26 protein-coding genes and 1 pseudogene are annotated in these 26,637 nt (G+C 61.8%); 10 read left to right on the forward strand and 17 right to left on the reverse strand.

From position 1 onward, the window contains the following. Nucleotides 1-2: 2 nt before the first annotated feature. A complete protein-coding gene (locus ACVWVP_RS09120) occupies nucleotides 3-767 on the forward strand; it encodes a response regulator (RefSeq protein ID WP_178921913.1) in 765 nt (254 codons plus the stop codon). Beyond that, complete coding sequence (locus ACVWVP_RS09125) at nucleotides 767-1,804, forward strand: sensor histidine kinase (RefSeq protein ID WP_178921915.1); 1,038 nt, start codon at nucleotides 767-769, stop codon at nucleotides 1,802-1,804. The genes ACVWVP_RS09120 and ACVWVP_RS09125 overlap by 1 nt, the downstream gene beginning before the upstream one ends. A 91-nt stretch (nucleotides 1,805-1,895) precedes the next feature. On the opposite strand, the gene ACVWVP_RS09130 is transcribed toward ACVWVP_RS09125, so the two are convergent. The 9 genes from ACVWVP_RS09130 to ACVWVP_RS09170 all read right to left on the reverse strand — a co-directional run bounded on the left by ACVWVP_RS09130 (nucleotide 1,896) and on the right by ACVWVP_RS09170 (nucleotide 9,747). Beyond that, on the reverse strand, nucleotides 1,896-2,957 hold the full coding sequence (locus ACVWVP_RS09130) for an AI-2E family transporter (protein WP_176996471.1): 1,062 nt from the start codon (nucleotides 2,955-2,957) through the stop codon (nucleotides 1,896-1,898). A 72-nt stretch (nucleotides 2,958-3,029) separates the two neighbouring features. Beyond that, nucleotides 3,030-3,848, reverse strand: a complete 819-nt coding sequence (locus ACVWVP_RS09135; RefSeq protein ID WP_457405366.1) for a DUF4892 domain-containing protein — start codon at nucleotides 3,846-3,848, stop codon at nucleotides 3,030-3,032. A gap of 102 nt (nucleotides 3,849-3,950) precedes the next feature. After that, a complete protein-coding gene (locus tag ACVWVP_RS09140; protein ID WP_259173243.1) occupies nucleotides 3,951-4,805 on the reverse strand; it encodes an alpha/beta hydrolase in 855 nt (284 codons plus the stop codon). Beyond that, nucleotides 4,802-5,605 carry an alpha/beta fold hydrolase gene (locus ACVWVP_RS09145; RefSeq protein WP_178921921.1) on the reverse strand — a complete coding sequence of 268 codons (804 nt, stop codon included), beginning with the start codon at nucleotides 5,603-5,605 and terminating at the stop codon, nucleotides 4,802-4,804. The genes ACVWVP_RS09140 and ACVWVP_RS09145 overlap by 4 nt, the downstream gene beginning before the upstream one ends. A gap of 97 nt (nucleotides 5,606-5,702) precedes the next feature. Then, nucleotides 5,703-6,146, reverse strand: a complete 444-nt coding sequence (locus tag ACVWVP_RS09150; protein WP_176996475.1) for a hotdog fold thioesterase — start codon at nucleotides 6,144-6,146, stop codon at nucleotides 5,703-5,705. A gap of 30 nt (nucleotides 6,147-6,176) precedes the next feature. Further along, nucleotides 6,177-7,832 (reverse strand): AMP-binding protein, encoded by a 1,656-nt coding sequence (locus ACVWVP_RS09155; protein ID WP_457405369.1) that lies wholly within the window; start codon nucleotides 7,830-7,832, stop codon nucleotides 6,177-6,179. Between the two features lie 85 nt (nucleotides 7,833-7,917). After that, on the reverse strand, nucleotides 7,918-8,367 hold the full coding sequence (gene sixA / locus ACVWVP_RS09160; protein ID WP_176996477.1) for a phosphohistidine phosphatase SixA: 450 nt from the start codon (nucleotides 8,365-8,367) through the stop codon (nucleotides 7,918-7,920). Further along, nucleotides 8,364-8,711, reverse strand: coding sequence for a DUF4389 domain-containing protein (locus ACVWVP_RS09165; RefSeq protein WP_176996478.1), 348 nt, complete (start codon nucleotides 8,709-8,711; stop codon nucleotides 8,364-8,366). The genes sixA and ACVWVP_RS09165 overlap by 4 nt, the downstream gene beginning before the upstream one ends. A 10-nt stretch (nucleotides 8,712-8,721) precedes the next feature. Continuing rightward, a complete protein-coding gene (locus ACVWVP_RS09170; RefSeq protein ID WP_178921927.1) occupies nucleotides 8,722-9,747 on the reverse strand; it encodes an NAD(P)H-dependent glycerol-3-phosphate dehydrogenase in 1,026 nt (341 codons plus the stop codon). 195 nt (nucleotides 9,748-9,942) lie between these two features. On the opposite strand from ACVWVP_RS09170, the gene ACVWVP_RS09175 reads away from it, so the two are divergent. The 5 genes from ACVWVP_RS09175 (at nucleotide 9,943) to fabB (ending at nucleotide 16,888) form a co-directional block, all read left to right on the forward strand. Then, entirely contained in the window at nucleotides 9,943-12,063 is a 2,121-nt protein-coding gene (locus ACVWVP_RS09175; protein ID WP_372339918.1) for a TonB-dependent receptor plug domain-containing protein, read from the forward strand. 1 nt (nucleotide 12,064) lies between these two features. After that, nucleotides 12,065-12,994, forward strand: coding sequence for an ABC transporter substrate-binding protein (locus ACVWVP_RS09180; protein ID WP_178921931.1), 930 nt, complete (start codon nucleotides 12,065-12,067; stop codon nucleotides 12,992-12,994). Next, nucleotides 12,991-14,892: an ATP-binding protein gene (locus ACVWVP_RS09185; RefSeq protein WP_178921933.1), complete on the forward strand. Its 1,902-nt coding sequence runs from the start codon at nucleotides 12,991-12,993 to the stop codon at nucleotides 14,890-14,892. Before ACVWVP_RS09180 ends, ACVWVP_RS09185 begins: the two co-directional genes overlap by 4 nt. A gap of 248 nt (nucleotides 14,893-15,140) precedes the next feature. Beyond that, entirely contained in the window at nucleotides 15,141-15,656 is a 516-nt protein-coding gene (fabA, locus tag ACVWVP_RS09190; RefSeq protein WP_178921935.1) for a 3-hydroxyacyl-[acyl-carrier-protein] dehydratase FabA, read from the forward strand. A gap of 11 nt (nucleotides 15,657-15,667) precedes the next feature. Then, nucleotides 15,668-16,888: a beta-ketoacyl-ACP synthase I gene (fabB, locus tag ACVWVP_RS09195; protein WP_178921937.1), complete on the forward strand. Its 1,221-nt coding sequence runs from the start codon at nucleotides 15,668-15,670 to the stop codon at nucleotides 16,886-16,888. 187 nt (nucleotides 16,889-17,075) lie between these two features. Here the strand turns inward: fabB and ACVWVP_RS09200 are convergent, their stop codons facing one another. The 3 genes and pseudogenes from ACVWVP_RS09200 to ACVWVP_RS09210 all read right to left on the reverse strand — a co-directional run bounded on the left by ACVWVP_RS09200 (nucleotide 17,076) and on the right by ACVWVP_RS09210 (nucleotide 19,819). Beyond that, the gene (locus ACVWVP_RS09200; RefSeq protein ID WP_372339920.1) at nucleotides 17,076-17,939 is read right to left on the reverse strand and encodes a methyl-accepting chemotaxis protein; all 864 of its coding nucleotides are present in this window, start codon (nucleotides 17,937-17,939) and stop codon (nucleotides 17,076-17,078) included. Then, a pseudogene (locus ACVWVP_RS09205) lies at nucleotides 17,931-18,701 on the reverse strand (MCP four helix bundle domain-containing protein); the annotation flags it as partial. The gene ACVWVP_RS09200 and the pseudogene ACVWVP_RS09205, both read right to left, overlap by 9 nt. Nucleotides 18,702-18,796: 95 nt before the next feature. Continuing rightward, nucleotides 18,797-19,819 (reverse strand): amidohydrolase family protein, encoded by a 1,023-nt coding sequence (locus tag ACVWVP_RS09210; RefSeq protein WP_178921941.1) that lies wholly within the window; start codon nucleotides 19,817-19,819, stop codon nucleotides 18,797-18,799. 141 nt (nucleotides 19,820-19,960) lie between these two features. On the opposite strand from ACVWVP_RS09210, the gene ACVWVP_RS09215 reads away from it, so the two are divergent. Both ACVWVP_RS09215 and ACVWVP_RS09220 read left to right on the forward strand, forming a co-directional pair. Continuing rightward, nucleotides 19,961-20,377 carry an OsmC family protein gene (locus ACVWVP_RS09215; RefSeq protein ID WP_178921943.1) on the forward strand — a complete coding sequence of 139 codons (417 nt, stop codon included), beginning with the start codon at nucleotides 19,961-19,963 and terminating at the stop codon, nucleotides 20,375-20,377. 65 nt (nucleotides 20,378-20,442) lie between these two features. Further along, nucleotides 20,443-21,309 carry a pirin family protein gene (locus ACVWVP_RS09220; protein WP_178921945.1) on the forward strand — a complete coding sequence of 289 codons (867 nt, stop codon included), beginning with the start codon at nucleotides 20,443-20,445 and terminating at the stop codon, nucleotides 21,307-21,309. 112 nt (nucleotides 21,310-21,421) lie between these two features. Here ACVWVP_RS09220 and ACVWVP_RS09225 read toward each other — a convergent pair whose 3' ends face one another. From ACVWVP_RS09225 to ACVWVP_RS09240, 4 genes are all read right to left on the reverse strand, one after another. Next, on the reverse strand, nucleotides 21,422-22,144 hold the full coding sequence (locus tag ACVWVP_RS09225; protein ID WP_178921947.1) for a dienelactone hydrolase family protein: 723 nt from the start codon (nucleotides 22,142-22,144) through the stop codon (nucleotides 21,422-21,424). Between the two features lie 66 nt (nucleotides 22,145-22,210). Further along, complete coding sequence (htpG, locus tag ACVWVP_RS09230) at nucleotides 22,211-24,115, reverse strand: molecular chaperone HtpG (RefSeq protein ID WP_457405375.1); 1,905 nt, start codon at nucleotides 24,113-24,115, stop codon at nucleotides 22,211-22,213. A gap of 89 nt (nucleotides 24,116-24,204) precedes the next feature. Continuing rightward, complete coding sequence (locus tag ACVWVP_RS09235; RefSeq protein ID WP_457405379.1) at nucleotides 24,205-24,657, reverse strand: PaaI family thioesterase; 453 nt, start codon at nucleotides 24,655-24,657, stop codon at nucleotides 24,205-24,207. Further along, entirely contained in the window at nucleotides 24,654-25,130 is a 477-nt protein-coding gene (locus tag ACVWVP_RS09240) for a PaaI family thioesterase (protein ID WP_457405382.1), read from the reverse strand. The genes ACVWVP_RS09235 and ACVWVP_RS09240 overlap by 4 nt, the downstream gene beginning before the upstream one ends. A gap of 157 nt (nucleotides 25,131-25,287) precedes the next feature. On the opposite strand from ACVWVP_RS09240, the gene ACVWVP_RS09245 reads away from it, so the two are divergent. After that, the gene (locus ACVWVP_RS09245) at nucleotides 25,288-25,539 is read left to right on the forward strand and encodes a hypothetical protein (RefSeq protein WP_010211724.1); all 252 of its coding nucleotides are present in this window, start codon (nucleotides 25,288-25,290) and stop codon (nucleotides 25,537-25,539) included. Nucleotides 25,540-25,643: 104 nt separating this feature from the next. On the opposite strand, the gene ACVWVP_RS09250 is transcribed toward ACVWVP_RS09245, so the two are convergent. Further along, the gene (locus ACVWVP_RS09250; protein ID WP_178921956.1) at nucleotides 25,644-26,381 is read right to left on the reverse strand and encodes a DUF599 domain-containing protein; all 738 of its coding nucleotides are present in this window, start codon (nucleotides 26,379-26,381) and stop codon (nucleotides 25,644-25,646) included. Nucleotides 26,382-26,637: the final 256 nt, after the last annotated feature.

Consider the following 26,637-nt stretch of genomic DNA (forward strand, 5'->3'; position numbering starts at 1 on the left):
CTATGCATACTTCTTCAGTCTCAGTGAACGACGAGCAAAAGGGCGCTGTGATCGCCGACGAAAAGCGCTGGAACACCCGCGCCCTGATCGTCGATGACGATGTGCCGATCCGCGAGCTGCTGATCGATTACCTGGCACGCTTCAACATTCTTGCCGTCGGCGTGACCGACGGCGCCGCCATGCGCCAAGCCATGCAGGCCGAAACCTTCGACGTGGTGGTGCTCGACCTGATGCTGCCGGGTGAAGACGGCCTGTCCTTGTGCCGCTGGCTGCGCGGCGAATCGGACATCCCGATCCTGATGCTCACCGCACGCTGCGAACCCACCGACCGCATCATCGGCCTGGAGCTGGGCGCCGACGACTACATGTCCAAGCCCTTCGAACCGCGCGAACTGGTGGCACGCATCCAGACCATCCTGCGTCGGGTGCGCGATGATCGCACCGAGCAACGTGCGAATATCCGCTTCGACAACTGGCGCCTCAACAGCGTGCTGCGCCAGCTGGTGGCCGACGATGGCCTGGTCGTGCCGCTGTCCAACGCCGAGTTTCGCTTGCTGTGGGTATTCATCGAACGCCCGCGCCGGGTACTGAGCCGGGAACAACTGCTGGACGCTGCCCGTGGCCGCTCCATCGAGGCGTTTGATCGCAGTATCGACTTGCTGGTCTCGCGCCTGCGCCAGAAGCTGGGGGATGATCCCAAGGCACCGCAGTTGATCAAGACCGTGCGCGGCGAAGGCTACCTGTTCGACGCGCGGGATATCGGCTGATGCGCAACGCCTTCAATACGCTGTTCGGCAGGCTGTTCGGCGTATTGCTGGTGGCCATCGTATTGGCACACGTGCTAGCCATTTTCTGGTTTCACCACTATGGCCCGCCGCCGCCACCGATGGGTGAGACCTTCGTACAGCAGGCGGACGGAACATTCACTCCCATCCATAAGAAACACCCTCGCCCATGGTTTGGCGGCCCCGTGGTGCCGCTGACCTTCCAGTTCATCTCGCTGATCATCGCGGCCTGGTATGGCGCCAAGCTGTTGAGCCGGCCGATCCAGCGCCTCAGCGCGGCGGCCGAGCGCTTGAGCGTCGACCTCGACAGCCCGCCCCTCAATGAGTCCGGACCGAGGGAAGCACGACAGGCGGCGTCCACGTTCAATATGATGCAAAAACGCATTCGCGAGCAGGTCAGCCAGCGCGCGCGCATGCTCGGCGCGGTCTCCCACGACCTGCGCACCCCGCTGTCACGCCTCAAGCTGCGTCTGGAACAGATCGAGGACACCAAGCTGCAAGGCCAGATGCGCCAGGACCTGGACGACATGATCGGCATGCTCGACGCCACCCTGAGCTACCTGCACGAACAACGCACCAGCGAAACCCGGCACTGGCTCGATGTGCAGGCGCTGGTGGAGTCCCTCAGTGAAAACGCCCAGGACCAGGGCTGCGACGTGCAGTTCTCGGGCACCTGCGCGCCCCTGCAAGTGCAGCCGATGGCACTGCGTTCATGCCTCAACAACCTGATCGACAACGCCTTGCGCTACGCCGGCACCGCCCGCGTGGAACTGGCGGACAGCAAGGGCGCGCTGGTGATCCGCGTGATCGACCACGGCCCCGGGATTGCAGCCGATAAACGCGAGGCAGTGTTCGAGCCGTTTTTCCGGCTGGAAGGTTCGCGCAACCGCAATTCCGGTGGCGTCGGCCTGGGCATGACGATTTCCAAGGAAGCGGTGGAACGCCTCGGCGGTCACCTGAGCCTGGAGGACACCCCAGGCGGCGGCTTGACCGCCGTCATGTGGTTACCAAGAGCCTAATGGCTGGCACGGCCCCCTGTAGGAGCTGGCTTGCCTGCGATGGCGGTCTGTCAATTTGCCAATAAGCACCTGACAGGCCGCCATCGATCAGTCAGATCGATTTATCCTCCCGGCGGCCCTGGGCCTGGGTCGCACTCCAGTCCATCAACAGGCTGTAGGCCACCGCGAGCAAGGTCGGGCCGATAAACAGGCCGATAAAGCCAAAGGCGATCAACCCGCCGAACACCCCCAGCAGCACGATCACCAGCGGCAGGTTGCCACCCCGGCTGATCAGGTACGGCTTGAGCACGTTGTCGACGCCACTGATGATGAACGTGCCCCACACACCGAGGAACACCGCGTAGGTGTAGTCGCCCTTCCACGCCAGCCAAGCGGTTGCCGGGATCCACACCAGCGGCGGGCCCATGGGGATCAGGCTGAGCAGGAAGGTCACGATGCCCAGCACCAAAGCGCCCGGTACACCTGCGATCCAGAAACCGATCAACGCCAGCAAGGCCTGAGCGGCGGCAGTGCCGATAACGCCGTTGACCACCCGTTGCACGGTGCCGGCCACCAGTTCGATGTAGTAACCGGCACGCTCGCCGATCAGGCGTTCCAACAAGCGATGCACGAAGGTCGCCAGGCGCGGCCCGTCACGGTAGAAGAAAAACACGAACACCAGGCTCAGGGTCAGCTCAAGGATGCCGCCGCCGATCTGCGCGCTGCGCGCCAGTAGCCAGTTACCCACTTGCCCCAGGTAAGGCTTGATGCTGACCATCAGCGCCGCCCCCTGCTGGTCGATGCTGTCCCAGGTCGCCACCAGCCGCTCACCGATAAACGGGATCGAACCGAGCCAGGTTGGCGCTTCAGGCAGACCGTCAACCTGGATGTCCTTGATCAGGCCCACGGCGTCGCGCACATGGTCGGCCAGGTTGAAGCCCAGCCACACCAGCGGCACCGCCACCAGCAACATCCAGCCCAGGGTCAGGATGCCCGCCGCCAGGGACTCACGGCCTCCCAGCCAACGGGTGAGCAAGCGCATCAGCGGCCAACTGGCAAACGCCAGCACCGCGCCCCAGAACAGCGCCGACCAGAACGGAGCCATCACCCAGAAGCTGGCTCCAAACAGCACCAGCAGCAGGATTTGCACCAGCAGGCGATCGTTATTGAGCATCGGGTATCTCGAAAAGGTGTCTGTAGGAAGAGAGCTTAGGCGAACGGCGCGGGTCCGTTCGCCCGGTCACGCCTAGCGTATCAGATGCAGGTGCAGGCCCTTGGCCGCACCGGTGCCGGTTTCCAAGCGGGCAGCGCGCACACCGCTGTCAATCAGGCCCTGGCGCCAGGCCTCGGCCGTAGCGCCGGTCAGGCTTACGCGTAAGGTGGCGTCGAGGTTCAAGCCACGGGAAATGAGCGTGAGCCAAGTGGCATCGGGTTCGCCCCCCAGCGCCGGGAAGTCCAGCTCGCCGGTGCTTTTCAACTCACGCAGCAAGGTGGCCGAGGTGGGCAGCAGGTCGCCCAGTGGCGCGCTGGCGTCCAGCTGTTCCACATGCAGGTAGGCGCGGCGGTTGCCCCGGGTGATGCCATACAGCGCCACCAGGGAATTCTCCTGAGGGGCGGCCAGGCGTAGCAGCAGGTATTCCTGCTGGCCGTCGGCGCCCACCAGTTTGGCATTGCCGAACACCTCGTTGGCCCACAGGCTGCTTTCGCCGCAATCACGGGCCTGGCACCAGAACAACAGTTGCGCGCCCTTGGCCTGCAGCGCTTCACGGGTTGCGGTAAACGCCGCGCTGGAGGTGTGCTCGGGCGGCAGTTCGTAGGTAATGGCGGTGGTTTGCCCGCGCGCCGTGGCCTGGCCTTCATAGCGCAGCTGGCCGCTGATCTTGCGGATCGCGCCCATGGGGTAGATGCGTTCTTTTTCTTCGGCGGGGCGGTAGTCGACAATTTGCGCGTCGACCTGACGGGCCACGGTGGGCAGGTCCCCGCTACCCGGTACGTCGGCGGCGAACACCAAGGGGCTCAGCAGGCTCAGCCCCAGGACACGGAAACATCCTTTACGCACGCTCATCGGATCAACGCGCCTGGGCCACTGGAGGTCGAAGCAGTGTTGAGATTGTTCATGGTTGACTCCCTTTCAATCCGCCCAGCCTCGGCAGTTGACCCCGCCAAGTCAAGGCGTGGAGAAGAACCGATTGAAACAGTCTGCAACAAGGATCGCACCGGGCTCGTCATTCAGGTGCAAATGATGGCCGCCTGGCAGCGTGGTCACGGTGAAGGGTAGCTGAGAAAGCAATTCGGGATGTTTCGCCAACATGCCGTCAGCGGCAACCACCAACTGCGTGGGGCAACCGACGCGTCGCACGAAAGCCATCGCCTGCTCATCCGTCAGACGCATCGGAGAGGCCAGCGTCAAACGGCTGTCGGAACGCCAGGTGTATCCCCCCGGCACCGGCATCAAACCACGCTGGGCCAGCAGTTCGGCGGCTTCGCGACTGACCGCCACCACCCCTTTCATGCGCGCTTCCACGGCACGGTCGAGGCTGCCGTACACCGGTTTGCGTTTGTCCTGCAGGCTCAATTGCGCCTGCAAGGCCATGCCCAAGCGCTCGGCGGCGTTCTCGCCACTGGCGGTTGGCGGGATCACACCGTCGATCAATCCCAAGTGCGTCACCCGCTCCGGCAAGGCACCGGCCAGCACCAGGGAAACGATGGCGCCGAGGGAATGGCCAAGTAATGCAAAACGTTTCCAACCCAGCTGTTCGGCGACTTGCAGCACATCGTGGACGTAATCCCACAACGCATAACCTGACCCGGCAGGACGATGCGCCGAATGCCCGTGGCCGGCCATGTCCAGAGCGACGATGCGCAATCCGGTCAGTTTTGGCGCCAGGCGCGCAAAGCTATTGGCGTTGTCCAGCCAGCCATGCAGGGCGATGACCGGCAAACCGTCTTCGGGACCAAACAAGTGTGCCGCCAGCTCGATATGCGGCAGGCTCAGGCGGACTTCCTCGACCGGCGTGCTCATGCGCAACTGCGCTCACGGGCTTCCCAGCGGGAGAACAGGTTCTTGATCAAGGTGGCAGTGTCCTGTGGACGCTCAAGCGGGAACATGTGGCCACCGGGCATGGTGAGCATCTCACCCATGGGCAGGCGGTCGACACCGCTGGCATGGTGGCGCATCACCACTCGGCTCTGGCGACCGCGCACCACCGCCAGCGGCACCTTTAATTGGCGCACCTGGCCGGGGCTGGTGTGAGGCACGCCGCGGTAGATGCTGATTTCAGTGGCCGGGTCAAAGCGCAGGCGCAGGCGATCACCGACCTGTTGCAAGCCATGTTGCAGGTAGGCGTCGAAGCATTCGGGGTCGAACCCGCGAAACAGGGTTTTACCGGCGAAATAGCTGCGTGCGCAAGCCAGGTCAGTGAACTCTTCACGACGGCCCAGGGTGCGTCCAGCCGGTGTCAGGCGGTCGATAAAACCAAAGCGTTTGGCCGCGCGAATCACCCAGCGATCGGCCCGGGTCAACACCGGCGAATCCAGCATTACCACGCCGCGATACAACTGCGGGCAACGCATGGCCGCGTGCAAATGCAGCACGCCGCCCAAGGAATGACCAACGCCCCACACGGGTTCAGGTTGCAGCTCCAAGTGGTGGATCAGTTCGTCCACCAGGTTCTGCCAGTTGTCGTCCACCGGGAACCTGGGGTCGTGACCGTGCTGCGGCAAGTGAGCCACCGCGTATTCCGGAGCCAGGGCAGCAAACAACTTGCCGTAGGTGGCCGAAGGGAAACCATTGGCGTGGGCAAAAAACACGTGCTGCGACATACGGGATCCATCTACAAAAACAGAAATGAATTGTCACCAGCCCCGGGCAGCACAGCAATGACTGTAACTGCCAGGAATGATGACACTCACGCCATGCCTATCGCGCCGGCGGTTGTTCGCCCAGCGGCACCACGGCCATGGTCAGGCGTGAAACGCAGCTGGCCTTGCCCTCATCGCTGGTCAGGCGGATGTCCCAGACCTGAGTCGTGCGGCCGATATGGATCGCTCGCGCCACCGCCGTCACCCGCCCGCTGCGCACACCCCGCAGGTGGTTGGCATTGACCTCCAGACCCACGCAATAGAATTTTTTGGGGTCGATGCACAGGTAGGCCGCCATGGAGCCGACGCTTTCAGCCAGCACCACCGAGGCGCCGCCGTGCAGCAGACCATAGGGCTGGTGGGTACGGTGATCGACCACCATGCTGGCGGTCAGGGACTCTTCATCAAAACTTTCAAAACGGATATCCAGCAATTCACCGATGGTGTTTTTCTGGATGGCATTGAGTTGTTCGATGTTGGGTTGGGTGCGCCACAAACTCATGGGTCAATCCTTTTTGGTTTTATGATGGCCCTAATCCTGCCACAGAACGGTTTCGGAACGCTCGCTCCAAGTCGGTAATTGTTCACCGTAAGTCGCCTCGATCACGCTGCGCTTGATCTTCAATGTAGGGGTCATAAAACCGTTTTCCACCGCCCAATTGTCGTTGACCACCACCAGGTGCTGCAGACGTTCATGCTTGTCCAACGTCTGGTTGACTTGTTCCAGCCAGCGCTCAAGGGCGCCCTGCAGCACTTCACGAGCCTCCGCCTGGCCAACAGCCGACAGCACGCACAACCCCATCGGGGCAATCAGGCCATCCCCCACCACGCACACTTGTTCGATGCGGGCATGTTCGGCCAGGCGGTTTTCAATCGGCGCCGGGGCCACGTACTTGCCCTTGCTGGTCTTGAAGATTTCCTTGAGGCGCCCGGTCAGGCGCAGGCGGCCCTCGGCGTCCTGCTCGCCCTTGTCGCCGGTGCGCAGGTAGCCATCGTCAGTGAGGGTTTCAGCGGTTTTCTGCGGGTCCTTGAAGTACCCCAGCATCGTTGCGCCGCTGCGCACCTGCACCTCGCCCGACGGGTCGATGCGCACCTCAACGCCAGGGCATGGCTGGCCGATCCAGCCAAGGGTCTGCAGGCCCGGGCGCGACACATGGGAATATCCGCAGGCTTCAGTCATGCCGTACACCTCCAGCACGTCCAGCCCCAGGCGCTGATACCAGCGCAGCAACGCCTCGGGCACGGGCGCGGCGCCGGACAGGGCAATGCGCAACGCATCCAGCCCCAGGCCCGCCAACACCTTATGGCCGACGCGCTTGCCGATAAAAGGCAGGCGCAGCAGGGTTTCCAGGCGCTTTTCCGGGACCTTGGCGTAAACGCCCATCTGGAACTTGGTCCAGATGCGCGGCACGCCAAACAACGCGGTCGGGCGCGCCCGGCGCAGGTCGACCAGGAAGGTGTCGAGGCTTTCGGCGAAAAACACCGTTTGCCCGGTATAGATCGCGGCCATTTCCACAAACATCCGCTCTGCCACATGGCACAGCGGCAGGTAGGACAACAGCCGGTCGCCCTCCCCCAGGCCGAATAATTCGGTACCGCGCGTGGCGGCAAAACCCAATGCGCCGAAGGTTTGCATCACGCCTTTGGGCAAGCCCGTGGTGCCGGAGGTATAGATGATGGTGGCGAGGCTGGAGGCGTCAGGCGCGGGGTTGTCCTGGATGGGCGAACACTTTTGCAAGTCGGCCCAAGTGAAATCGAAAGTGCCAGCCGGGCACAACGGCAGGCTGATGGTCGGCAAACCGTGTGGAATACCGGGCGCCATGGCAGGCCAATCGTCGAGCTTGCCGATCAGCGCCAGCGCCGCCTCGGAATGGGTGAGCACATGGGCCACCGAGTCGGCGGTGAGGTTGGGGTACAGCGGCACCGAGACGTGCCCGGCCATCCAGATCGCCAGGTCGGCGATGATCCAGTGGGCGCAGTTTTTGGAAATCAGGGCGATGTGCGAGCCCTGGGGCAGCTCTCGGGCGCGCAGCCAGTGGGCGGCGCGACGGGCTTGCTGGCCGACCTCTTCCCAGGTGAGGGTTTGCACCTCCCCGCCGCCAACGGGCTGCACGAGAAAGGTTTTGCGCGGGTGCCGCGCTTCACGTTCGAAGAAGACCTGCAACGACAAACGAAAAGCGACAGGCATGGGACGCGCTCCTTTGTGTTCCGATGATAGCCAACCAAGCACTTGCTTGGTTGACTATATAGCACACAAAAAGCGGCGATCGTTCCTACGGATTCTTTACGCTGACCAGGCTCATCAGCCCCGCCAGCGGAAAGTCGCCCTCCAGTTCCGCCAGGCTGGCGGTGTGCATCGGTTGCGGCTGGCGCTGGTGGCCGTGCTGCAAAAAGCTGATCAGGCTACCCACCAGGGGCTGGTGGCTGACCAGCAGCACATTGTCATCGGTGTCGAGTTTTTCCAGCACCTGCAACGGGTTGCCTTCGGGGGTCAGCCACGGCACCGTACGGATCTGCGGTTCGAAACCCAACGCATCGCGCACTAAATGTGCGGTCTGCTGCGCCCGCACATACGGGCTGGCGATGATGGCGGCGATGGGCTGGCCGATCAGGTGCGCAGCGCTGCGCAAGACTTCGCCACGTCCATGCTCGGTGAGGTTGCGTTCGGCGTCGGTGCGGGCGTGCCCTTCGGCCTCACCGTGACGCAAGATCCACAGCTTCACAGTTTTGGCTCTTCATCGCGGGCCGGGTGCGGCGCAGGCGGCACGCTGTGAGCAGCTTCGCCTTCAGGTGCGCGTGGGGTCGGCCAATCGGCGAACGGCCAAGGTTTCTGCTCGGTATGGAAGCTGCCGAAACGGCCGATCTGCGCGAGGAACTGGCTGAGGCTGTCGCCAAAGTTCATCAAGCCCAGGTTGGGCGCGCTGTAGACCAGGCGATAAATCAGTTGCACCACCACCAGCGCACCCAGCAGGAATTGCGCGACTTGCCACACCAGGGCAAACACCAGCATCCATAGAATGCGCAGCAGGATGGACTCGTATTTAGGGGCGTCTTTCGGGTCGTTCATGGCGCGTTCCTCAGTTGAAACCACTGGTGGAAATAAAGTCGACATCGGTTTTCGGCTCGGCCCGCATCAGCAGCTCGATGACCTGGTTCAAGGTGCGCCCTTCAAACAGGATCGCGTGCAACCCGGCGACCAGCGGCATGTACACCCCAACTTCCTGGGCCTTGGCCTTCAGGACCTTGAGGGTGTTGACCCCTTCGGCCACTTCGCCCAGGCGCGTCACCGCGTCTTCCAGGCTCAGGCCCTGGCCGAGCGCGAAGCCGACCTGATAGTTACGGCTCTTGGGCGAGGAACAGGTCACGATCAAGTCGCCCACGCCGGCCAACCCCAGGAAAGTCATCGGGTTGGCACCCTGGTTCACCGCAAAGCGCGTCATCTCGGCCAGGGCGCGGGTGATCAGCATGCTCTTGGTGTTTTCGCCCATGCCGAGGGCGACGGCCATGCCGGCAATGATTGCGTAGACGTTTTTCAGCGCACCGCCCAGTTCGACGCCAAAGCGGTCGCTGCTGGCGTAGACACGAAAGGTGCGGCCATGCAGCACGGCCTGGACGCGCTCGCACAGGGCCTCGTCTTCACTGGCGATGACCGTGGCGGTCAGCGCGTGCTCGGCCACTTCCCGCGCCAGGTTCGGCCCGGACAGCACGCCGATGCGCGCCTTGGGGGCGATCTCTTCGAGGATCTCGCTCATCAGCTTGAAGGTCTGCGCCTCGATGCCCTTGGTCAGGCTGACCAGCAGCTTGCCCGCCAGGCGCTCGGCATGGGGCGCCAGCACCGAGCGCAAGGCGCTGGAAGGCAGCGCCACAAAGCACAGGTCGCAGGCGGTGAGGGTTTCGAGCAAGTCGGTAACCGGCTCAACGGCCGGGTGCACCTTGATGCCTTTAAGGTAACGGGGGTTTTCCCGGTGGACGCGAATGGCCTCGGCCTGCTCGGGATCACGCATCCACTGGCGTACCGCGTGGCCGTTCTCAGCCAGCAGGTTAGCCACGGCGGTACCAAAACTTCCGCCTCCCAGGACCGCAATAGGGCGCTGTTCAGTCATATGCAATCCGTTAATCCATACCAGTGGCGATGGCGGCATTATACGGGGCGACCCGCTTGCGGCCAGCCCCCGTGTCAATTCACGCGCTTGTCGGAAAATGCCATGCCTGTGTGAAGTAAATGCAAGGGCGGCGACTGGCAAAAGGCCCCGCCTCGGTTAACATGGGCGGCTATCCGTAATTATCAAGGCCGTGCCGTGTATTTGGGCCCTCCTCCCCGCTCATCTGTGTTGTTGATGCTGTTGTGCAGTGCACCTGCGCTGGCTGATGACCTGTTCCTGGACAGCCAGCCGCTGCCGCAAGTGCTGACCGCTACCCGCCTGAAACAATCGGCCGCCGCCGTGCCGGGCAGCATGACCGTGATCGACAGCGAGCTGATCAAGGCCAGCGGCGCACGGGATATCAGCGAACTGCTGCGCCTGGTGCCGGGGATGATGGTCGGCTACACCACCGGCAACCAGGCGGCGGTGAACTACCACGGCACCAGTGCCAGCGATGCCCGACGCATGCAGGTGCTGATTGACGGGCGCTCGGTGTACCGCGCCGGTTTGGCAACCGTGGACTGGAGCGATATCCCGGTGGCCATGGAGGATATCGAGCGCATCGAAGTGTTCCGTGGCCCCAACACCGTCAGCTATGGCGCCAATGCGTTGATGGCGGTGGTCAACATCCTCACGCGTTCGCCGGCCAACAGCCAGGGCACGCGGGTCAAGGTTATCCGTGGCGAGCGTGGGATCAACGACTTCTACGCCAGCCAGGGTGTGGGCTGGGAAACCGGCGATTTGCGCCTGTCCCTGTCGGGCCAGCAGGACGATGGTTTTGACAGCGATGCCACCGGCGCCGACCGCCGCGACAGTCGCCGCCTCAGCCGCTTCAGCCTGGCAGTGAGCCAGACGCTGAACGCCCAGCAGAGCATCGACTGGCAACTGGACGCGAAGGAAGGCACCAACCAGCGCCCCTACACCTACACACCGGTCTTCGCCGGGATTACCGAAGGCGGTACCAATTCCGACGTGACCGCCAAGGACTACGCCGGCTCCCTGCGCTGGAATTTCGACTTCAACCCGGAGCACAGCCTGTATATCCAGGGTTCGGCGCAGCAGTGGGATCGCCAGCAGGTGTGGAAAGCCTGCGACGCCAAAGTGTCGTTCAGCCCGGAGTTGACCCGCCTGTGGCAGCTCAACCCCAACTACGCCGAACAATTGGCCCGGCACATGGACACCTACAGCCAGGGTTCTGCGCCACCTGGCAGTGCTGCCGAGCAGGCCCTGGCAAATCAGGTCCTGGACCAGTGGCGCAACGGCGCCAGCCAGAGCGTGTGCGGTGACATCGACCAGAGCACCCGCGAAAGCCGCTACGACATCGAGGTGCAGGACACCCTCAGCCTGTCCGACAGCCTGCGCCTGGTCAGCGGCATGAACTACCGCTACGACCGCGCCGATTCCGACACCTACTTCAATGGCACCCTCGACGACACCACCTGGCGCCTGTTCGCCCACCTGGAATGGCGGGCCAGCGAACACTGGCTGCTGCAAGGCGGCGCGATGTACGAAGACACCCACTTGAGCGGCAACTCGCTGACGCCGAGGGTGGCGGTCAACTACTTGATCAACCCGCGCCATGGCCTGCGCGCGGTGTATTCCGAAGCTATCCGCTCGCCGGACATGTTCGAGAACAACGTCAACTGGAGCTACCGTGTCACCAACCTCAGCTCGCCGGCCTACGGGCAGAATTCCGGGCAATATTTTGTAGTGACACGCGGCCCCGGCAACCTCGATAAAGAGCTGATGCGTTCGCGGGAATTAGGTTACAACGGGTTCTTCGCCGACCTCGGGCTGAATGTGGACGTGAAGCTGTTCTATGACGAAATCACCGACATGATCAGCTCGCCCCTGCGCAACAACCAGTACATTGCCAGCAATGCCAACAGCTCACGCTTTACCGGCGCTGAAACCCAGTTCGACTGGCGCATGAGCAACGCCGACCGCCTGCGCCTGACCTATGCTTACGTCGACACCACCGCCAGCAACCCACTGGACAAGCTGCAGACAGCGCGCAACAGTGGCTCGGCCGGTTGGTTGCGGGAATGGGGCCAGGGCTGGTCCAGCGCGCTGTTCTACTATGGCGACGATGCACTCAATCAGTATCGCTTCGAACGGGTCGACCTGCGGGTGGCCAAGCGCATTGCCCTGGGCAAAGCCAACGTGGAGCTGGCCGGCATGTTGCAAGAACGCCTCGATAACCAGCCCACCACCTGGGCCGACAACAATTACGACCATCGCCATGTGCTCTACTTCAGCGCGGAGTTAGAGTTCTGACATGGGCGATCAGTCACGGATGACCCTCCTCTTTGTTTCACGCCTGTGGCGACGCGGCCTGCTGCTGGCGTGCCTGCTTCTGACGGCACCGGCCTGGAGCGCCGACATCCTGCTGACCGCCGCCGAAGACAGTGCCGGGGTCCAGGCCTTTGCCCAGGCCCTCGCCCAGCAGCGCCCCGAAGACCACGTCACATTCACCGCGCTCAAGGACCTGCCCGCGCCGAACCAACTGCCCGCCACTACGCGCTTGATCCTGCTGGACTTGCCCGGCCTCGACTGGCGCCTGCAAGACACCCAGGGCCCGCCGACCCTGGTGCTGCGCATCAGCCGCCTGCAAGCCCGGCAACGCCTGGGCACCGCCCACCCGGCCAAGATCAGCCTGCTGTGGAGCGACCCGCCGCTGGAGCGCCAGTTGAACCTGATCGCCAACATCCTGCCCCAGGCCCGGCGCATCGGCGTGCTCTACGGCACCGACAGTGAATTCCTGCTGCCAGAACTGCGCCAGTACGCAACGCCCAAAGGGCTGGAAATCGTGCCGCAGCGCTGGGACAACATCAGCGACAGTCGGCCGTTGCAAACCCTGTTCAAGAGCAGCGACGTGCTGCTGGGCCTCGATGACCCGCAGCTGTACAACCCGAAAACCGCTAAGAACCTGCTGCTCAGCAGCTACGCCCAACAATTGCCGCTGGTGGGGCCCAACGCAGGGTTTGTGCGGGCCGGCAGCCTGGCCAGCACCTACAGCGACCAGGCGGATTGGCTGGCCGTGCTCGACCGCTTGCTGGACCACCCGCCCGCCAACTGGCCGCGCACCTTGTACCCGGAACACTTCAAAGTCGTGGGCAACCCGCAAGTCGCGCGCTCACTGGGCATCGAACAGGTGGATGAAGTCGCCGTCGCCGCCCGCTTGGCCGAAGGAGAAAAACGCCCATGACCTTGCGTCGTCGTTGGGACATCAACACCCGCACCCAGCTCATCACTCTGGGCCCGGCGCTGTTGCTGACGTTGCTGTTGATCAGCTTCTTCACCTTCGTGCGTATCCAGGACCTGCGCCAGGAACTGGACCACACCGGCCAACTGATCGCCAACCAGCTGGCGCCGGCCACCGAATACGGGGTGATTTCCGGCAACAATGATGTGCTCGACAGCCTGCTGCGCGCCACGCTGGCCACGCCCCACGTGCGTTTCCTGGAGATCCAGGACAGCACCGAGAACATCCTGGTGTACGTCGAACAGCCGTCGGAGAAGCATGACCGCTCGTTGTCGGTCAAAGTCTTCCAGGCGCCGATTCGCCTGCAGCACATCCAATTGGGCAATGACTTCTTCCAGGACAACCTGAACGAACCCAAGGCGCCCCGTGCGGACTACCTGGGCCGCGTGATCGTCGGCATGTCCAACGACGCCTTCAGCCAGCGCCAGCAGGAGATCCTGTTCAAGGCCGGCATCCTGGCGCTGTTCGCCCTGCTGTTTACCTTCCTGCTCGCCCGGCGCCTGGCGGCCAGCCTGTCGCAGCCGATCAGCGCCATGGGCCACGCGGTGAAGGCGATCCAGCAAGGGGACTACCAGACGCCCCTGCCGATTGTGGATGACTCGGAGCTGGGCGACCTGTCGCGGCATATCAACAACCTGGCCGAGGGCCTCAACCAGGCCAGCCGCGAGCAGCAACAGGCCATGGCGCAACTGATCCAGACCCGCGAAGAAGCGGAACGGGCGAACAATGCCAAGTCGGACTTCCTGGCGATGATGAGCCACGAACTGCGCACGCCGATGAACGGCGTGCTGGGCATGTTGCAGTTGCTGGAAACCACCGAGATGACCGAGGAGCAGACCGAATACGCGGCACTGGCCTCCGAGTCCACCGAGCATCTGCTCAAAGTGATCAACGACATCCTCGACTTCTCCCGCATCGAGCGCGCCGCGCTGGAACTGGAACATATTCCGTTCAACCTCGCCGACCTGATCAGCAGCTGTGCCCAGGCGTTCCAGCACAGTGCCCAGCAGCGCGGGCTGGCCCTGGAACTGCCGATTCCGGCGGGCATGGCGTCGTTGCGCGTGCAGGGTGACCCGACGCGCATCCGCCAAATCCTGGTGAACCTGATCGGCAACGCGCTGAAGTTCACCGAGCACGGCACCGTCACGGTCGAACCCCAGTGGCAGACCCTGGACCACGAACTGGTGTGGTTCACCTGCACCGTGCGCGACAGCGGCATCGGGATTTCCGCGGAACGCCTGGAGCTGATGTTCGATGCGTTCCAGCAGGCCGACAGTTCCATTTCAAGACGTTACGGCGGCACCGGGCTGGGCTTGCCGATCGCCCGCACGCTGGCCGAACGCATGGGCGGCACGCTGCGCGCCCAGAGCGAAGAAGGCCGGGGCTCGGTGTTTACCCTGGAAATTCCGCTGGCGATCGACCAGCACAGCTCCCCCACCATCGCGCTGGACGCCGATGGCAAAGGCAGTGCGGGGGATGGCCGGCATGTGTTGCTGGTGGAGGACAACCCGGTCAATCGCACCGTGGTGGAGGCCATGCTGCGCAGCCTGGGCTTTGAAGTGAGCCTGGCCACCGACGGCGCCGAAGCGATCCGCAGCGCCGAGAGCCTGATTTTCACGGCGATCCTGATGGACTGTCGCTTGCCGCTGATCGACGGTTACGAAGCCACCCGGCAGATCCGTCAACTGCCCGGCTGCGCCGACCTGCCCATCATCGCCTTGACAGCCAACGCCTTGCAGGGCGACCGCGAAGCCTGCCTGGCCGCCGGAATGAACGATTACCTGGCCAAGCCGTTCAAACGCACGGATTTGCAGCAAATCCTGCAGCGCTGGGTGCAATAGCGCCGCGCCATCAGCCAACTCCGACTGGCATCAAAGACGAAAGTGCGGCAGTCTTAGGCACCCGAACGGGCCGATAAACAGGCCCGGTTTAAAATTTCAGTGAACAAGTGTACATTCAGTGCCTTGACGCTGTGACTTTCACTACAACGCAATAGTCTATGTGTAGGCTGCCGGAATGAGGCGTAACGCTTCAGTCGGTTCGGGAAGATTTGCCCTACCCTGCCGCATGGGATTATTGAGGAGCTCGCATGACCAAACAAAACGCCTTTACTCGGGAAGACCTGCTGCGCTGCAGTCGCGGTGAGCTGTTCGGCCCAGGTAACGCGCAACTGCCCGCCCCGAACATGCTGATGGTGGATCGCATCACCCATATCAGCGAAGAGGGTGGCAAGTACGGCAAAGGTGAATTGGTCGCCGAGCTGGATATCACCCCGAACCTCTGGTTCTTCGCCTGCCACTTCGAAGGTGACCCTGTGATGCCAGGCTGCCTGGGCCTCGACGCCATGTGGCAGCTGGTCGGTTTCTACCTGGGCTGGCAAGGCCTGCCGGGCCGCGGTCGCGCCCTGGGTTCGGGCGAAGTGAAGTTCTTTGGCCAGGTTCTGCCGAGCGCCAAGAAAGTCACCTACAACATTCAAATCAAGCGCGTCCTCAAGGGCAAGCTGAACCTGGCCATCGCCGACGGTTCGGTGACTGTCGACGGTCGCGAGATCTATACTGCCGAAGGCCTTCGGGTCGGCGTATTCACTTCCACTGACAACTTTTAAGGGTTATCCGCATGCGCCGCGTCGTTATCACTGGTCTGGGCATCGTTTCTTGCCTGGGCAATGACAAAGAGACCGTCACCGCTAACCTGCGTGCAAGTCGCCCTGGCATCCGCTTCAACCCGGAATATGCCGAAATGGGTCTGCGTAGCCAGGTTTCCGGCTCCATCGACCTGCCCCTCGAAGAACTGATCGATCGCAAGATCTACCGCTTCGTCGGCCACGCTGCCGCCTACGCCTACCTGGCGATGAAAGACGCGATCGCCGACTCCGGCCTGACCGATGACCAGGTATCGAACGTACGCACCGGCCTGATCGCCGGTTCCGGCGGCGCATCGACCCTGAACCAGATGGAAGCGCTGGATATCCTGCGCGAAAAAGGCGTGAAGCGCGTTGGCCCGTACCGTGTCACACGGACCATGGGCAGCACCGTTTCGGCCTGCCTGGCCACGCCGTTCCAGATCAAGGGCGTGAACTACTCGATCTCCTCCGCGTGTGCCACCAGTGCTCACTGCATCGGTACTGCGGTTGAGCAGATCCAACTGGGCAAGCAGGACATCGTATTCGCTGGCGGCGGTGAAGAAGAACATTGGAGCCAGTCGTTCCTGTTCGACGCCATGGGCGCACTGTCCACCCAGTACAACGAAACCCCGGAAAAGGCCTCCCGCGCCTACGACGCCAAGCGTGACGGTTTTGTCATCGCCGGCGGCGGCGGCATGGTGGTGGTCGAGGAGCTGGAACACGCTCTGGCCCGTGGCGCCAAGATCTACGCGGAAATCGTCGGCTACGGCGCCACTTCCGACGGCTACGACATGGTTGCACCGAGCGGTGAAGGCGCCATCCGCTGCATGCAGATGGCAATGTCCACCGTGGATACGCCAATCGACTACCTGAACACCCACGGCACCTCGACTCCGGTCGGCGACGCCAAGGAAATGGAAGGCGTGCGTGCGGTATTCGGCGACAAGGCCCCGGCCATCAGCTCCACCAAGAGCCTGTCGGGTCACTCCCTGGGCGCCGCTGGCGTTCACGAAGCGATCTACTGCCTGCTGATGATGGAAGGCAACTTCATGGCCGGCTCGGCCAACATCGACGAGATCGATCCGGTGGTGGCAGATATGCCGATCCTGACCAAGACCGTCGAGAACGCAAAAATCGACACCGTGATGAGCAACAGCTTCGGCTTTGGTGGCACTAACGCCACCCTGGTGCTGAAACGCTGGCAGGGCAAGTAAGACCTGTCGCTTGAACGCATGAAAAAGCCCCGACTGGTTCGGGGCTTTTTTATGGGTGACAGCATTCAAAACCGAGTCGTCTGCATCGCAGGCAAGCCAGCTCCCACAGTGACCGAGTACATCCTGAAGGAATGCGGTCAGTGTGGGAGCTGGCTTGCCTGCGATCGGCCCAACGAGACCTTGCGCACTACACCGAAAACCGCGCCACCATGGTGTTCAAATCCACCGCCAACCGCGACAGCTCCTGGCTCGCCGCACTGGTCTGATTCGCCCCGGTAGACGTCTGGTGCGCCAGGTCACGAATGTTCATCAAATTGCGATCCACCTCCCGCGCCACCGCCGCCTGCTGCTCAGAGGCACTGGCAATCACCAGGTTGCGCTCATTGATCAGGGTAAAGGCCGAGGCGATGTCCTCCAGCGCCGTGCCCGCCGACTTGGCGATGTCCAGGGTCGAACGTGCGCGACTGTTGCTTTGCTGCATGGAGCTGACCGCCTGATCGGTGCCTTGCTGAATGCCGCTGATCATCAGCTCGATTTCCTGGGTCGACTGCTGGGTGCGATGGGCCAGGGCGCGCACCTCGTCGGCCACCACCGCAAAACCTCGCCCGGCATCCCCGGCGCGTGCCGCCTCGATCGCCGCGTTCAGCGCCAGCAGGTTGGTCTGCTCGGCAATCGCGCGGATCACATCCAGCACCTTACTGATCCCGTAGACCTTCTGCGCCAAATCCTCGACCTGGGTCACGTTGTCGGTCACATCGGTGGCCAGCGCCTCAATCGACACCACAGTCTGATGCACTTGCTGGCGCCCATGCTGGGCAATACGGTCGGACTCACGGGACGCCTGGGAGGTGGCCACCGCATTGCTCGCCACCTCTTCCACCGCCGCCGTCATCTGGTTGACCGCTGTCGCCGCCTGCTCGATTTCCTGGTTTTGCTGGTGCAAGCCACGGGTGGCGTCTTCGGTCACACAACTGAGTTCCTCTGAGGCGGACGCCAGCTGGTTCGAAGACTCGGCAATGCGCCGGATCGTGTCACGCAGGTTCGCCTGCATGCCCTTGAGTGCCTGCTGCAAGCGTGCCGGCTCATCGTTGCCACTGACGCTGATCTCACCGGTCAGGTCGCCACTGGCCACACTCTGGGCGACTTTCAGCGACTGGGCCAGGGGCAGCACAATGCTGCGGGTCAGCCATACGGCCAGGCCGATGGTGATCAGCGCCGTCAGCCCAATCATGCCGACCACCCAGCTACGGGACTGGCTGAACACGCTTTGCGCGAGATTGGCCGCGTGGTTGGCGTTGGTTTTGTTCAACTCGACCAGATCGTGCAAGGTGCCGGCCATTTCGTCGGCCAACTGGTTCATCTCACCGTTGACCACTTTGATCGCGTCTTCCAACTGATTGGCCTTGGAAAACCCCATGACCTGCTCCTGGCGCTGCAGGTATTGCTGCTCCTGGGCCTTGAAGCGATCAAACAGCGCATGCTCCTCGGGCAGCACGATCAGCGCCTCATAGAGGGTTTGGGCGTGGTGCAGGCCACTTTTGAGGTCGGCCAGCTTCTGTTCATTCTGCGCCAGCGCCTGCGGGTCACGGTTGACCAGCAAGCGCAGGGTCAGCGCACGCACCCGCAGCAGGTCCTGGCTCATCTCGCCCACGGCCATCACGCTGGGCAGCCAGTTGTTTTCCACCTGGTCCGATTGCTGGCGCATATTGGCCATCTGCAACAGGGCGAAGCCGCCCAAGGCGAAAACCATCAACGCCAACAGGCCAAACCCCAAACCTGCACGCGGGGCGATATTCAGACTTCTGATACTCATGCCTTGGCTCCTTCCAAGTGCGCTGCATCCATTTGCAGCCAGCTCTTGAAAGGTATCGGCGCCTTAGCCTCTTTGCGTAAGACGAAAACGCGATATCAACGTCGCACACCATCGCGAGCAGTTTCAGGCAGGATCGCCAGGAAGTTGTCCCGCGCGACGTTGCGGGCGATGTCTTCCGGCAAGGCATCCAGAAAAGGATCAAAGCGGCGCATTTCCTTACCCAGTTTATTGAAGCGCCCTACGACGTCCGAGCCCAGCATAAAGCGCGTAGGGAAGCGCTCCACGAGCTTGACCCACTCCGGGCGTGGCTGACCGGCGTCATCCAGCAAATACGGCGTGAGCATGCTCCAGGACAGGTCGATGTAGAGGTTCGGATAAGCCTCCAGCAGACGGTTCAAGGTCGGCAGCAAAAAGTCCATCTGTACCTGATGACGGTGGATTTCCTTGCTGGTGCCGGCATGGGCCCAGATAAAACGGGTGTGCGGGTGATTGCGCAGTGGCTCTTCTACCTCGGCCAGGTACAGCGGGTTGCGCTCACGCTTGGAGGTGATGTTGGAATGCAGCATCACCGGCAGATCGTTTTCTGCTGCCAGGTGATAGATGCGGGTCATGGCTTCGTTATTCGCGCGCGGAGTGTCACCGGCGGTGATAGCCGTGAGGTCGTCATGGCGGGTGAAGACTTCACCGATGCCCTGCCACAGTCCTGGATTGAGGTCGAGCATACGCTGGATATGGGCGACCGAGTTCTTGTCGTTGGGGTTGAAGCCAGACAGAAAGGGATGAAAGTGCTGGCGCTGCTCCGGGGGCAGTTTGTTGAGCGCGGCGGCGACGATCACGTCGGTGGCGCTGTACCAGTAGGCGTCGGCGTCGTCACCGGCGTAATAGCGTGGGCGCTTGGGTTCGTCTTCGTGCCATTTTTTTGCGACGGGGATGCCGGAAATCATCACGTGCTCGATGCGGTTGTCAGCCATCGCCTTGAGCAGCTTGTCCATGCCCGCGGTTTCCTGGAAGAAGTCCACGTAATGCAGGTGCGCATCGCTGTAGGCATAGTCGCGGGCCTGCACCACAAGGCTGCTGGTGGCGAGCAACAGGGCAAGGGTCAGGCGGGTCCAGGGCACGGTAAAACCTCGATAAGGGGGGCTACGAGTAGACCTTGGGTGCCCAGCCAGGGTTCATCCGCAAAAAAACGTGGAACACCCCAGTGCCAGCATGCTCTATACCTTCATGACCCTTTCTCCTGCCGCCCTGTGAGGTTCACCATGCCTGTTACCGTCAACACCCTGAACCACGACAACTTCCGCCACAGCGTGAACATCAATAACCACGAGCTGTTCACCGACCTGCCCAAGAGCCTGGGCGGCGACGATTCGGCGCCCTCCCCTCACGACTACTTCGACGCGGCGCTGGCCTCGTGCAAGGCCCTGACGGTCAAGCTCTACGCGCAGAAAAAAGATATCCCGCTGACCGGCGTGACCGTCGAGGTGACCCATGACAGCAGCGAAGAACAAAAGGGCAAATACAAGCTCAACGTCAAGCTGACCCTCAAGGGTGTGCTCACTGATGAGCAGCGCGACGAACTGCACCGCGTGGCCGACCGTTGCCCGGTCCATAAGCTGATGACCACCGCCGACGTCAGCATCGAAACCCAACTGTCGGAAGGCGCCTTCAGCCAGTAGCAGCAACCTGGCGTCGAGCGGGTTATGCTCAAGAGGCCTCTAACCCGCTCAGACAGGGACGCCCCATGACCACCCTCACCGTGATCCGCCCTCGCCCCGAAGATGTCGAGGGCCAGCCGATCCTGCGCCCGCTGCCCTCGCGGGAATGCCGCAGCGTCGGCCCCTTTGTGTTTTTCGACCATATGTTGCTCACCCGCTACGCGCCGGGCAGCGGCATGAATATCCGCCAGCATCCGCATATCGGACTGTCGACCCTCACCTACCTGTTTGAAGGCACGCTGCAACACAAGGACAGCCTGGGCTCGGACCAAGTGGTGCAGGCCGGCGATGTCAGCTGGATGACCGCTGGCAGCGCCATCGCCCACGTCGAGCGGACACCCGAGGCGGTCAAGGCCAGCGGTTTCAGCCTGCACGGCCTGCAAGTGTGGCTGGCCTCCCCCAAGGACCACGAAACCGGCCCGGGACACTACAGCCATCACCCGGCAGCGAGCTTGCCGGTCAGCGACAACCTGGGGGTCCAGATCCGCCTGATCGCCGGCAGTGGATTCTGCCTCAAATCACCGGTGCCGGTGCTTTCGCCCACGTTGTACGCCGATGTGCAGATGCAGACGGCTACCACCTTGCTGATCCCGGACGAGCACGAGGAACGGGCGGTGTATGTGCTGGAGGGTGATGCGCAATTGGACGGTGAGGCACTGGACGTGCACAGCCTGGTGGTATTGCCGATCGGGCGGGAAATGACCCTGTTTGCCGAAAGCGACTGCCACCTGGTGGTGTTTGGCGGCGCACCGTTGGACGGGCCACGGCGAATCAACTGGAATTTTGTGGCGAGTGATCCGGCGGTGATCGAGCAGGCCAGGCAGCGCTGGGCAGCCGGGGATTGGCCGACGGTGCCGGGTGAGTCTGAGAGAATTGAGTTGCCGGTGAGATAGCATTCGCGAGCAAGCCCGCTCCCACATTTTGACCGCATTCCAACAGGTAAAATACGGTCGAATATGGGAGCGGGCTTGCTCGCGAAGAGGCCGGAACAGGCGCTGAAAAAAATCAGGCCTTGAACACTTCATCCAGCAAATTGTGCATCGAGGTGAATGCCCGCTTGGCCGTCTTGGCGTCGTACATCATCTTGCCCGGCACGTTGGCGTGCGGGTCGGTAAAGGAATGCACCGCACCGCCATAGCTCAGAAGCTGCCAATCTACGCCAGCCGCGTTCATTTCTTCTTCAAACTTCGGCAACTGCTCTTTCGGCACCAATGGGTCGGAAGCACCGTGCAGCACCAGCACCGAGCCCTTGACGTGTTTTGCGCCGTCCGGGTTCTGGGTGTCGATGGTGCCGTGGAACGATACGGCCGCCTTCAAGGGTGCACCGGTACGCGCCAGTTCCAGCGAGCAGAAGCCGCCAAAGCAGAATCCGAAGGTCGCCAGTTTCGAAGTATCCACCTCGGCCTGGGCCTTGAGTTGCTCGAACGCCGCCTGCATGCGCTTGAGCAGTTGCGGGTTGTCATTTTTCAACGGCATCATCGCCGCGCCGGCTTCATCGCCATTCGACGGACGCACGGTCTGCCCATACAGGTCGGCGATCAGCACCACGTAGCCCTTGCTGGCAACGCTCTTGGCGATCTCTTCAGCACCTGCACTCACACCCATCCAGTTCGGCGCCATCAACAGGCCTGGCAGCGCCCCTTTGTGGCTGGCATCGAACGCCAGGCGGCTTTCATAAGACTGGCCATCAATCTGATAGACCACGGAACGTACAGTGACTTGGCTCATCATTTACTCCAGTTGAGGTGCGCTAGAACGAAAAAACCCGCCGAAGCGGGTTTTTCTACAACGGTGTTAAACCGACAGTTCAACCAACAGCTTGTTCAGTCGGCGCACGTAGGCCGCCGGGTCTTTCAGGCTGTCACCAGCGGCCAGGGCCGCCTGGTCGAAGAGGATGTGCGACAGGTCGCCAAAACGCTCTTCGCTCTGCTCGCCGTCGAGTTTCTCGATCAGCGGGTGAGCCGGGTTGAATTCGAAGATCGGCTTGGAATCCGGCACCTTCTGACCGCTGGCTTCGAGGATCTGGCGCATCTGCATGCCCAGGTCCTGCTCGCCAATGGCCAGGATCGCCGGGGAGTCGGTCAGGCGGTGCGATACCCGCACTTCGCTGACGGCCTCGCCCAAGGCGGTCTTGATGCGCTCCACCAGGCCTTCTTTGGCCTTGGCGACTTCTTCGGCTTCCTTCTTCTCTTCTTCGGAGTCCAGGTTACCCAGGTCCAGGTCACCACGGGCCACGTCGACGAAGGTCTTGCCGTCGAACTCGCTGAGGTAGCTCATCAGCCACTCATCGATACGGTCGGTCAGCAGCAGCACTTCGATGCCTTTCTTGCGGAAGACTTCCAGGTGCGGGCTGTTCTTGACCTGGGCGTAGGTTTCGCCGGTCAGGTAGTAGATCTTGTCCTGACCTTCCTTGGCGCGTGCCAGGTACTCGGCCAGGGACACCACCTGCTCGCCACCTTCTTCCTGAGTGGAAGCGAAGCGCAGCAGGCCAGCAATTTTTTCCTTGTTGGCGAAATCTTCAGCCGGGCCTTCTTTCATCACCTGGCCGAAGTTTTTCCAGAAGCCCTTGTATTGCTCAGGCTCGTTCTTCGCCAGCTTTTCCAGCATGTCGAGTACGCGCTTGGTCAGCGCCGACTTCATGGAATCGATGATCGGGTCTTTCTGCAGGATTTCCCGCGACACGTTCAGCGACAGGTCGTTGGAGTCGACCACACCCTTGATGAAGCGCAGGTACAGCGGCAGGAAGGATTCCGCCTGGTCCATCACGAACACGCGCTGCACGTAGAGCTTCAGGCCCTTCGGCGCTTCACGCTGGTACAGGTCGAACGGCGCGCGGGCCGGCACGTACAGCAGCGAGCTGTATTCCAGCTTGCCTTCGACCTTGTTGTGGCTCCAGCTCAGCGGGTTTTCGTAGTCGTGGGCGATGTGCTTGTAGAACTCCTGGTATTCCTCGTCCTTGACTTCGGTACGCGGACGGGTCCACAAGGCGCTGGCGCGGTTGACCACTTCCCATTCCAGGGCAGGTTTTTCCTCGCCTTCGGCAGCGGCCTGTTCTTTCGGCAGCTCGATCGGCAGTGCGATGTGGTCGGAGTACTTTTTGATGATGTTGCGCAGGCGCCAGCCGTCGGCGAACTCGTCTTCGCCGGATTTAAGGTGCAGTACGATGCGGGTGCCACGGTCAGCCTTGTCGATAGTGGCGATTTCGAACTCGCCCTCGCCTTTGGAAGCCCAGTGCACGCCTTCGCTGGCCGCGAGGCCGGCACGACGGCTGAACACTTCAACCTTGTCGGCCACGATGAAGGCCGAGTAGAAGCCCACGCCGAACTGGCCGATCAGGTGCGAATCTTTCTTCTGGTCGCCCGAGAGGTTCTTCATGAAATCGGCGGTGCCGGACTTGGCGATGGTCCCCAGGTGGGTGATCGCATCGTCACGGCTCATGCCGATACCGTTGTCTTCGAGGGTGACGGTCTTGGCGTCCTTGTCGAAGCTCACACGGATTTTCAGTTCGGCGCCACCTTCCAGCAACTCAGGCTTGGACAGGGCTTCGAAACGTAATTTGTCGACAGCGTCAGAGGCGTTCGAGATCAATTCGCGAAGGAAGATTTCCTTGTTGGAATACAGCGAATGGATCATGAGGTGCAGCAGTTGCTTCACCTCGGTCTGGAAGCCCAGGGTTTCCTTTTGAGTTTCCACACTCATGGTCATCAAACTCCAATTGGATGGCAGTGGCCGCCCCCTCGAGGGTGAGCGGCGGGTTGTCATCAAAGTTGGGGGCTAAGACAGGGATTTCAAGGGCGAGCCGGTTCCTCGATCTTGAAATGTGCACGGGCAGTGGCAATCGGTTCGGCCGGGGTGCTCTGCCAGGCGGTAATCGCCACGTTCGCCACGCGCCGCCCCTGTCGCCATACCTGGCATTTGGCGTAGGTGTCGCGGGCCTGCCCGGCGCGCAGATAATCCAGGGAGAAGTCGATGATTTTCGGCAAGCCAGGCGAGCCGGTGAAGACCAGCAGGTGCAAAGCCGCCGACAGCTCCATGAAGCCGGCAATCACGCCACCGTGCAGGGCCGGCAATATGGGGTTACCAATATTGTCCTTGTTGGCTGGCAGGCGGAACAACAACTCATCCCCTTGACGGGTGCATTCAATGCCGATCAGCTTGGCGTAGGGGATCAGGTTGAGCAGCGCCTCGTAATCACCACGCTCATGGGCCTGCTCGAGGCGGGTCTTGAACCGGTGTGTCATGCCTGCGCTCCCTTGATGGCGTTGCCCAGCCCTTGGGTGCCCTTGAGACGTTTGCCCATGCGCATGAACGTGCCCACGACATGGGCGATGGGCTGCTGCGTGTCATCCTGGTAGGCGAAACCACGGGTAAAGATCACATCGGTGGTGACTCGGTAACATTGCGCGAAGCCGTAGACCGGCTTGTGGGGTTCGGCGGGGTGCATGTAGTCGACACGCAGGTCGAGGGTCGGGCATACCTCGAACTCCGGCAGCACGCACAGGGTGGCCATGCCGCAGGCGGTGTCCATCAAAGAGGTCAGCGCGCCGCCGTGGATCACTCCGGTCTGGGGGTCACCGACGATAGAGGGGCTGTAGGGCAACAGCAGTGTGATGCCCTCCTCGCTGGCCTGATGAACGGTAATGCCCAATACCTGGCAATGGCGCAAGGCCGATACAAAACGCGTCGCACGCTCTAACAGGGGATTTTCGGTCATTCTTTTCAGACTCTTATTAGTGTTGATCCGCGAATGAGGGGCACAGGCAAAAGTTCCTGCCAGTCAGCGATTTATATATCTATGAAACAAAAGGAACTAATGCCGAACCGCCATGCTCGAAAGGCCAGTAGATATCTTCAATAAGGAGAAACACCCCATGCGCAAGACTTTAGCTATTTCCATGATGCTCGCCGCTGCCCTCGGTCTCGCTGCTTGCGATAAGAAATCCGAAGACAAAGCCCAAGACGCCGCCGCACACTCTGAGCAAGCTCAGAAAGACATGGCGAAGGCTCAGGATAAAGTGAACGACGCTGCGAAAGAAAACGCCGATGCTGCCAAAGCTCAGGCTGAATCGAACGAAGCCGCCGCAAAAGAAGCAGCACCTGCTACCCCTGCCACCGGTTCTTGAGACCGCGGCTTGAAATAGCTTTGTTGCAATAAAGAAAGCCCGCTTAGATAGCGGGCTTTTCTTTGTCTGCCGTTTTTAGTCCGCGCGTTAATACACTGAATGGATTAAGCAGGCTCTTTGGCGGGCTCGGGCAACGGTGTATCCGTGGGGGTATAGACCATCACCTGCAGTACATCAGAGTGAAACTCACGGCGGTACAGCACCAGTACCACCCCGCTGCTCATCAACATGAACAACCAAGGGCTGACAAACCACGCCAGCATGGTCATGCCGAAGTAATAAGAGCGCAGGCCAAAGTTGAACTGGTTGGCCGCCATGGAGATCACTCGCGCTGCGCGCAGGGCAAATGCATTGCGCTCCTGCTCCGACACATGGCGCTCTCCGATCATGGGCGCCGAGCCGACCAACACCGCCGCAAAGTTGTATTGACGCATGCACCAGCTGAACGTGAAGAACGCGTAGACAAACACCAGCGCCAGGCACAGCAGCTTGATTTCCGACATGCCCTGGGACGCCTGCTGCACCATGGGAATATCCGCCAACAACGACACCGCCCGCTCGGAAGCGCCGAGGACGGTGAGAATGCCGGCCAGGATGATCAAGGTGCTGGACGCAAAGAACGACGCGTTGCGTTCCAGGTTGCCGATTACGCTGGCGTCGGCGATACGGTTGTCGCGCAGCAGCATGCGGCGCATCCAGTCCTCGCGATACAGGTGCAGCACGCTGGCCAGGCAGGCCGTGTCCCGGGCTTTCCAGGTGGCATAACGGGTGTAACCGCCCCAGCACAGGGCAAACCAGAAGGCGGCGAGCAGGTGGATCTGGTTGGTTTCGATGAACGACATGCGGGTCCTTGTGCGTTACAGGAATGACGAGCACAGCCCTTGTGGGAGCGGGCTTGCCTGCGATAGCGGTGTGTCAGCCACTGAACAGGCTGGCTGATACCCCGCTATCGCAGGCAAGCCCGCTCCCACACTGACCACATTTCAATTTTGGAATGCTGTTTCGACGCCAGTTCAGGCGAAAAGACACTGCCTGATCCCCATAAAAAATGCCCCGTATCGATTGATACGGGGCATTTCTGTACAGCGTCAAAAGCGT

The organism is Pseudomonas sp. TE24901 (assembly GCF_054058375.1).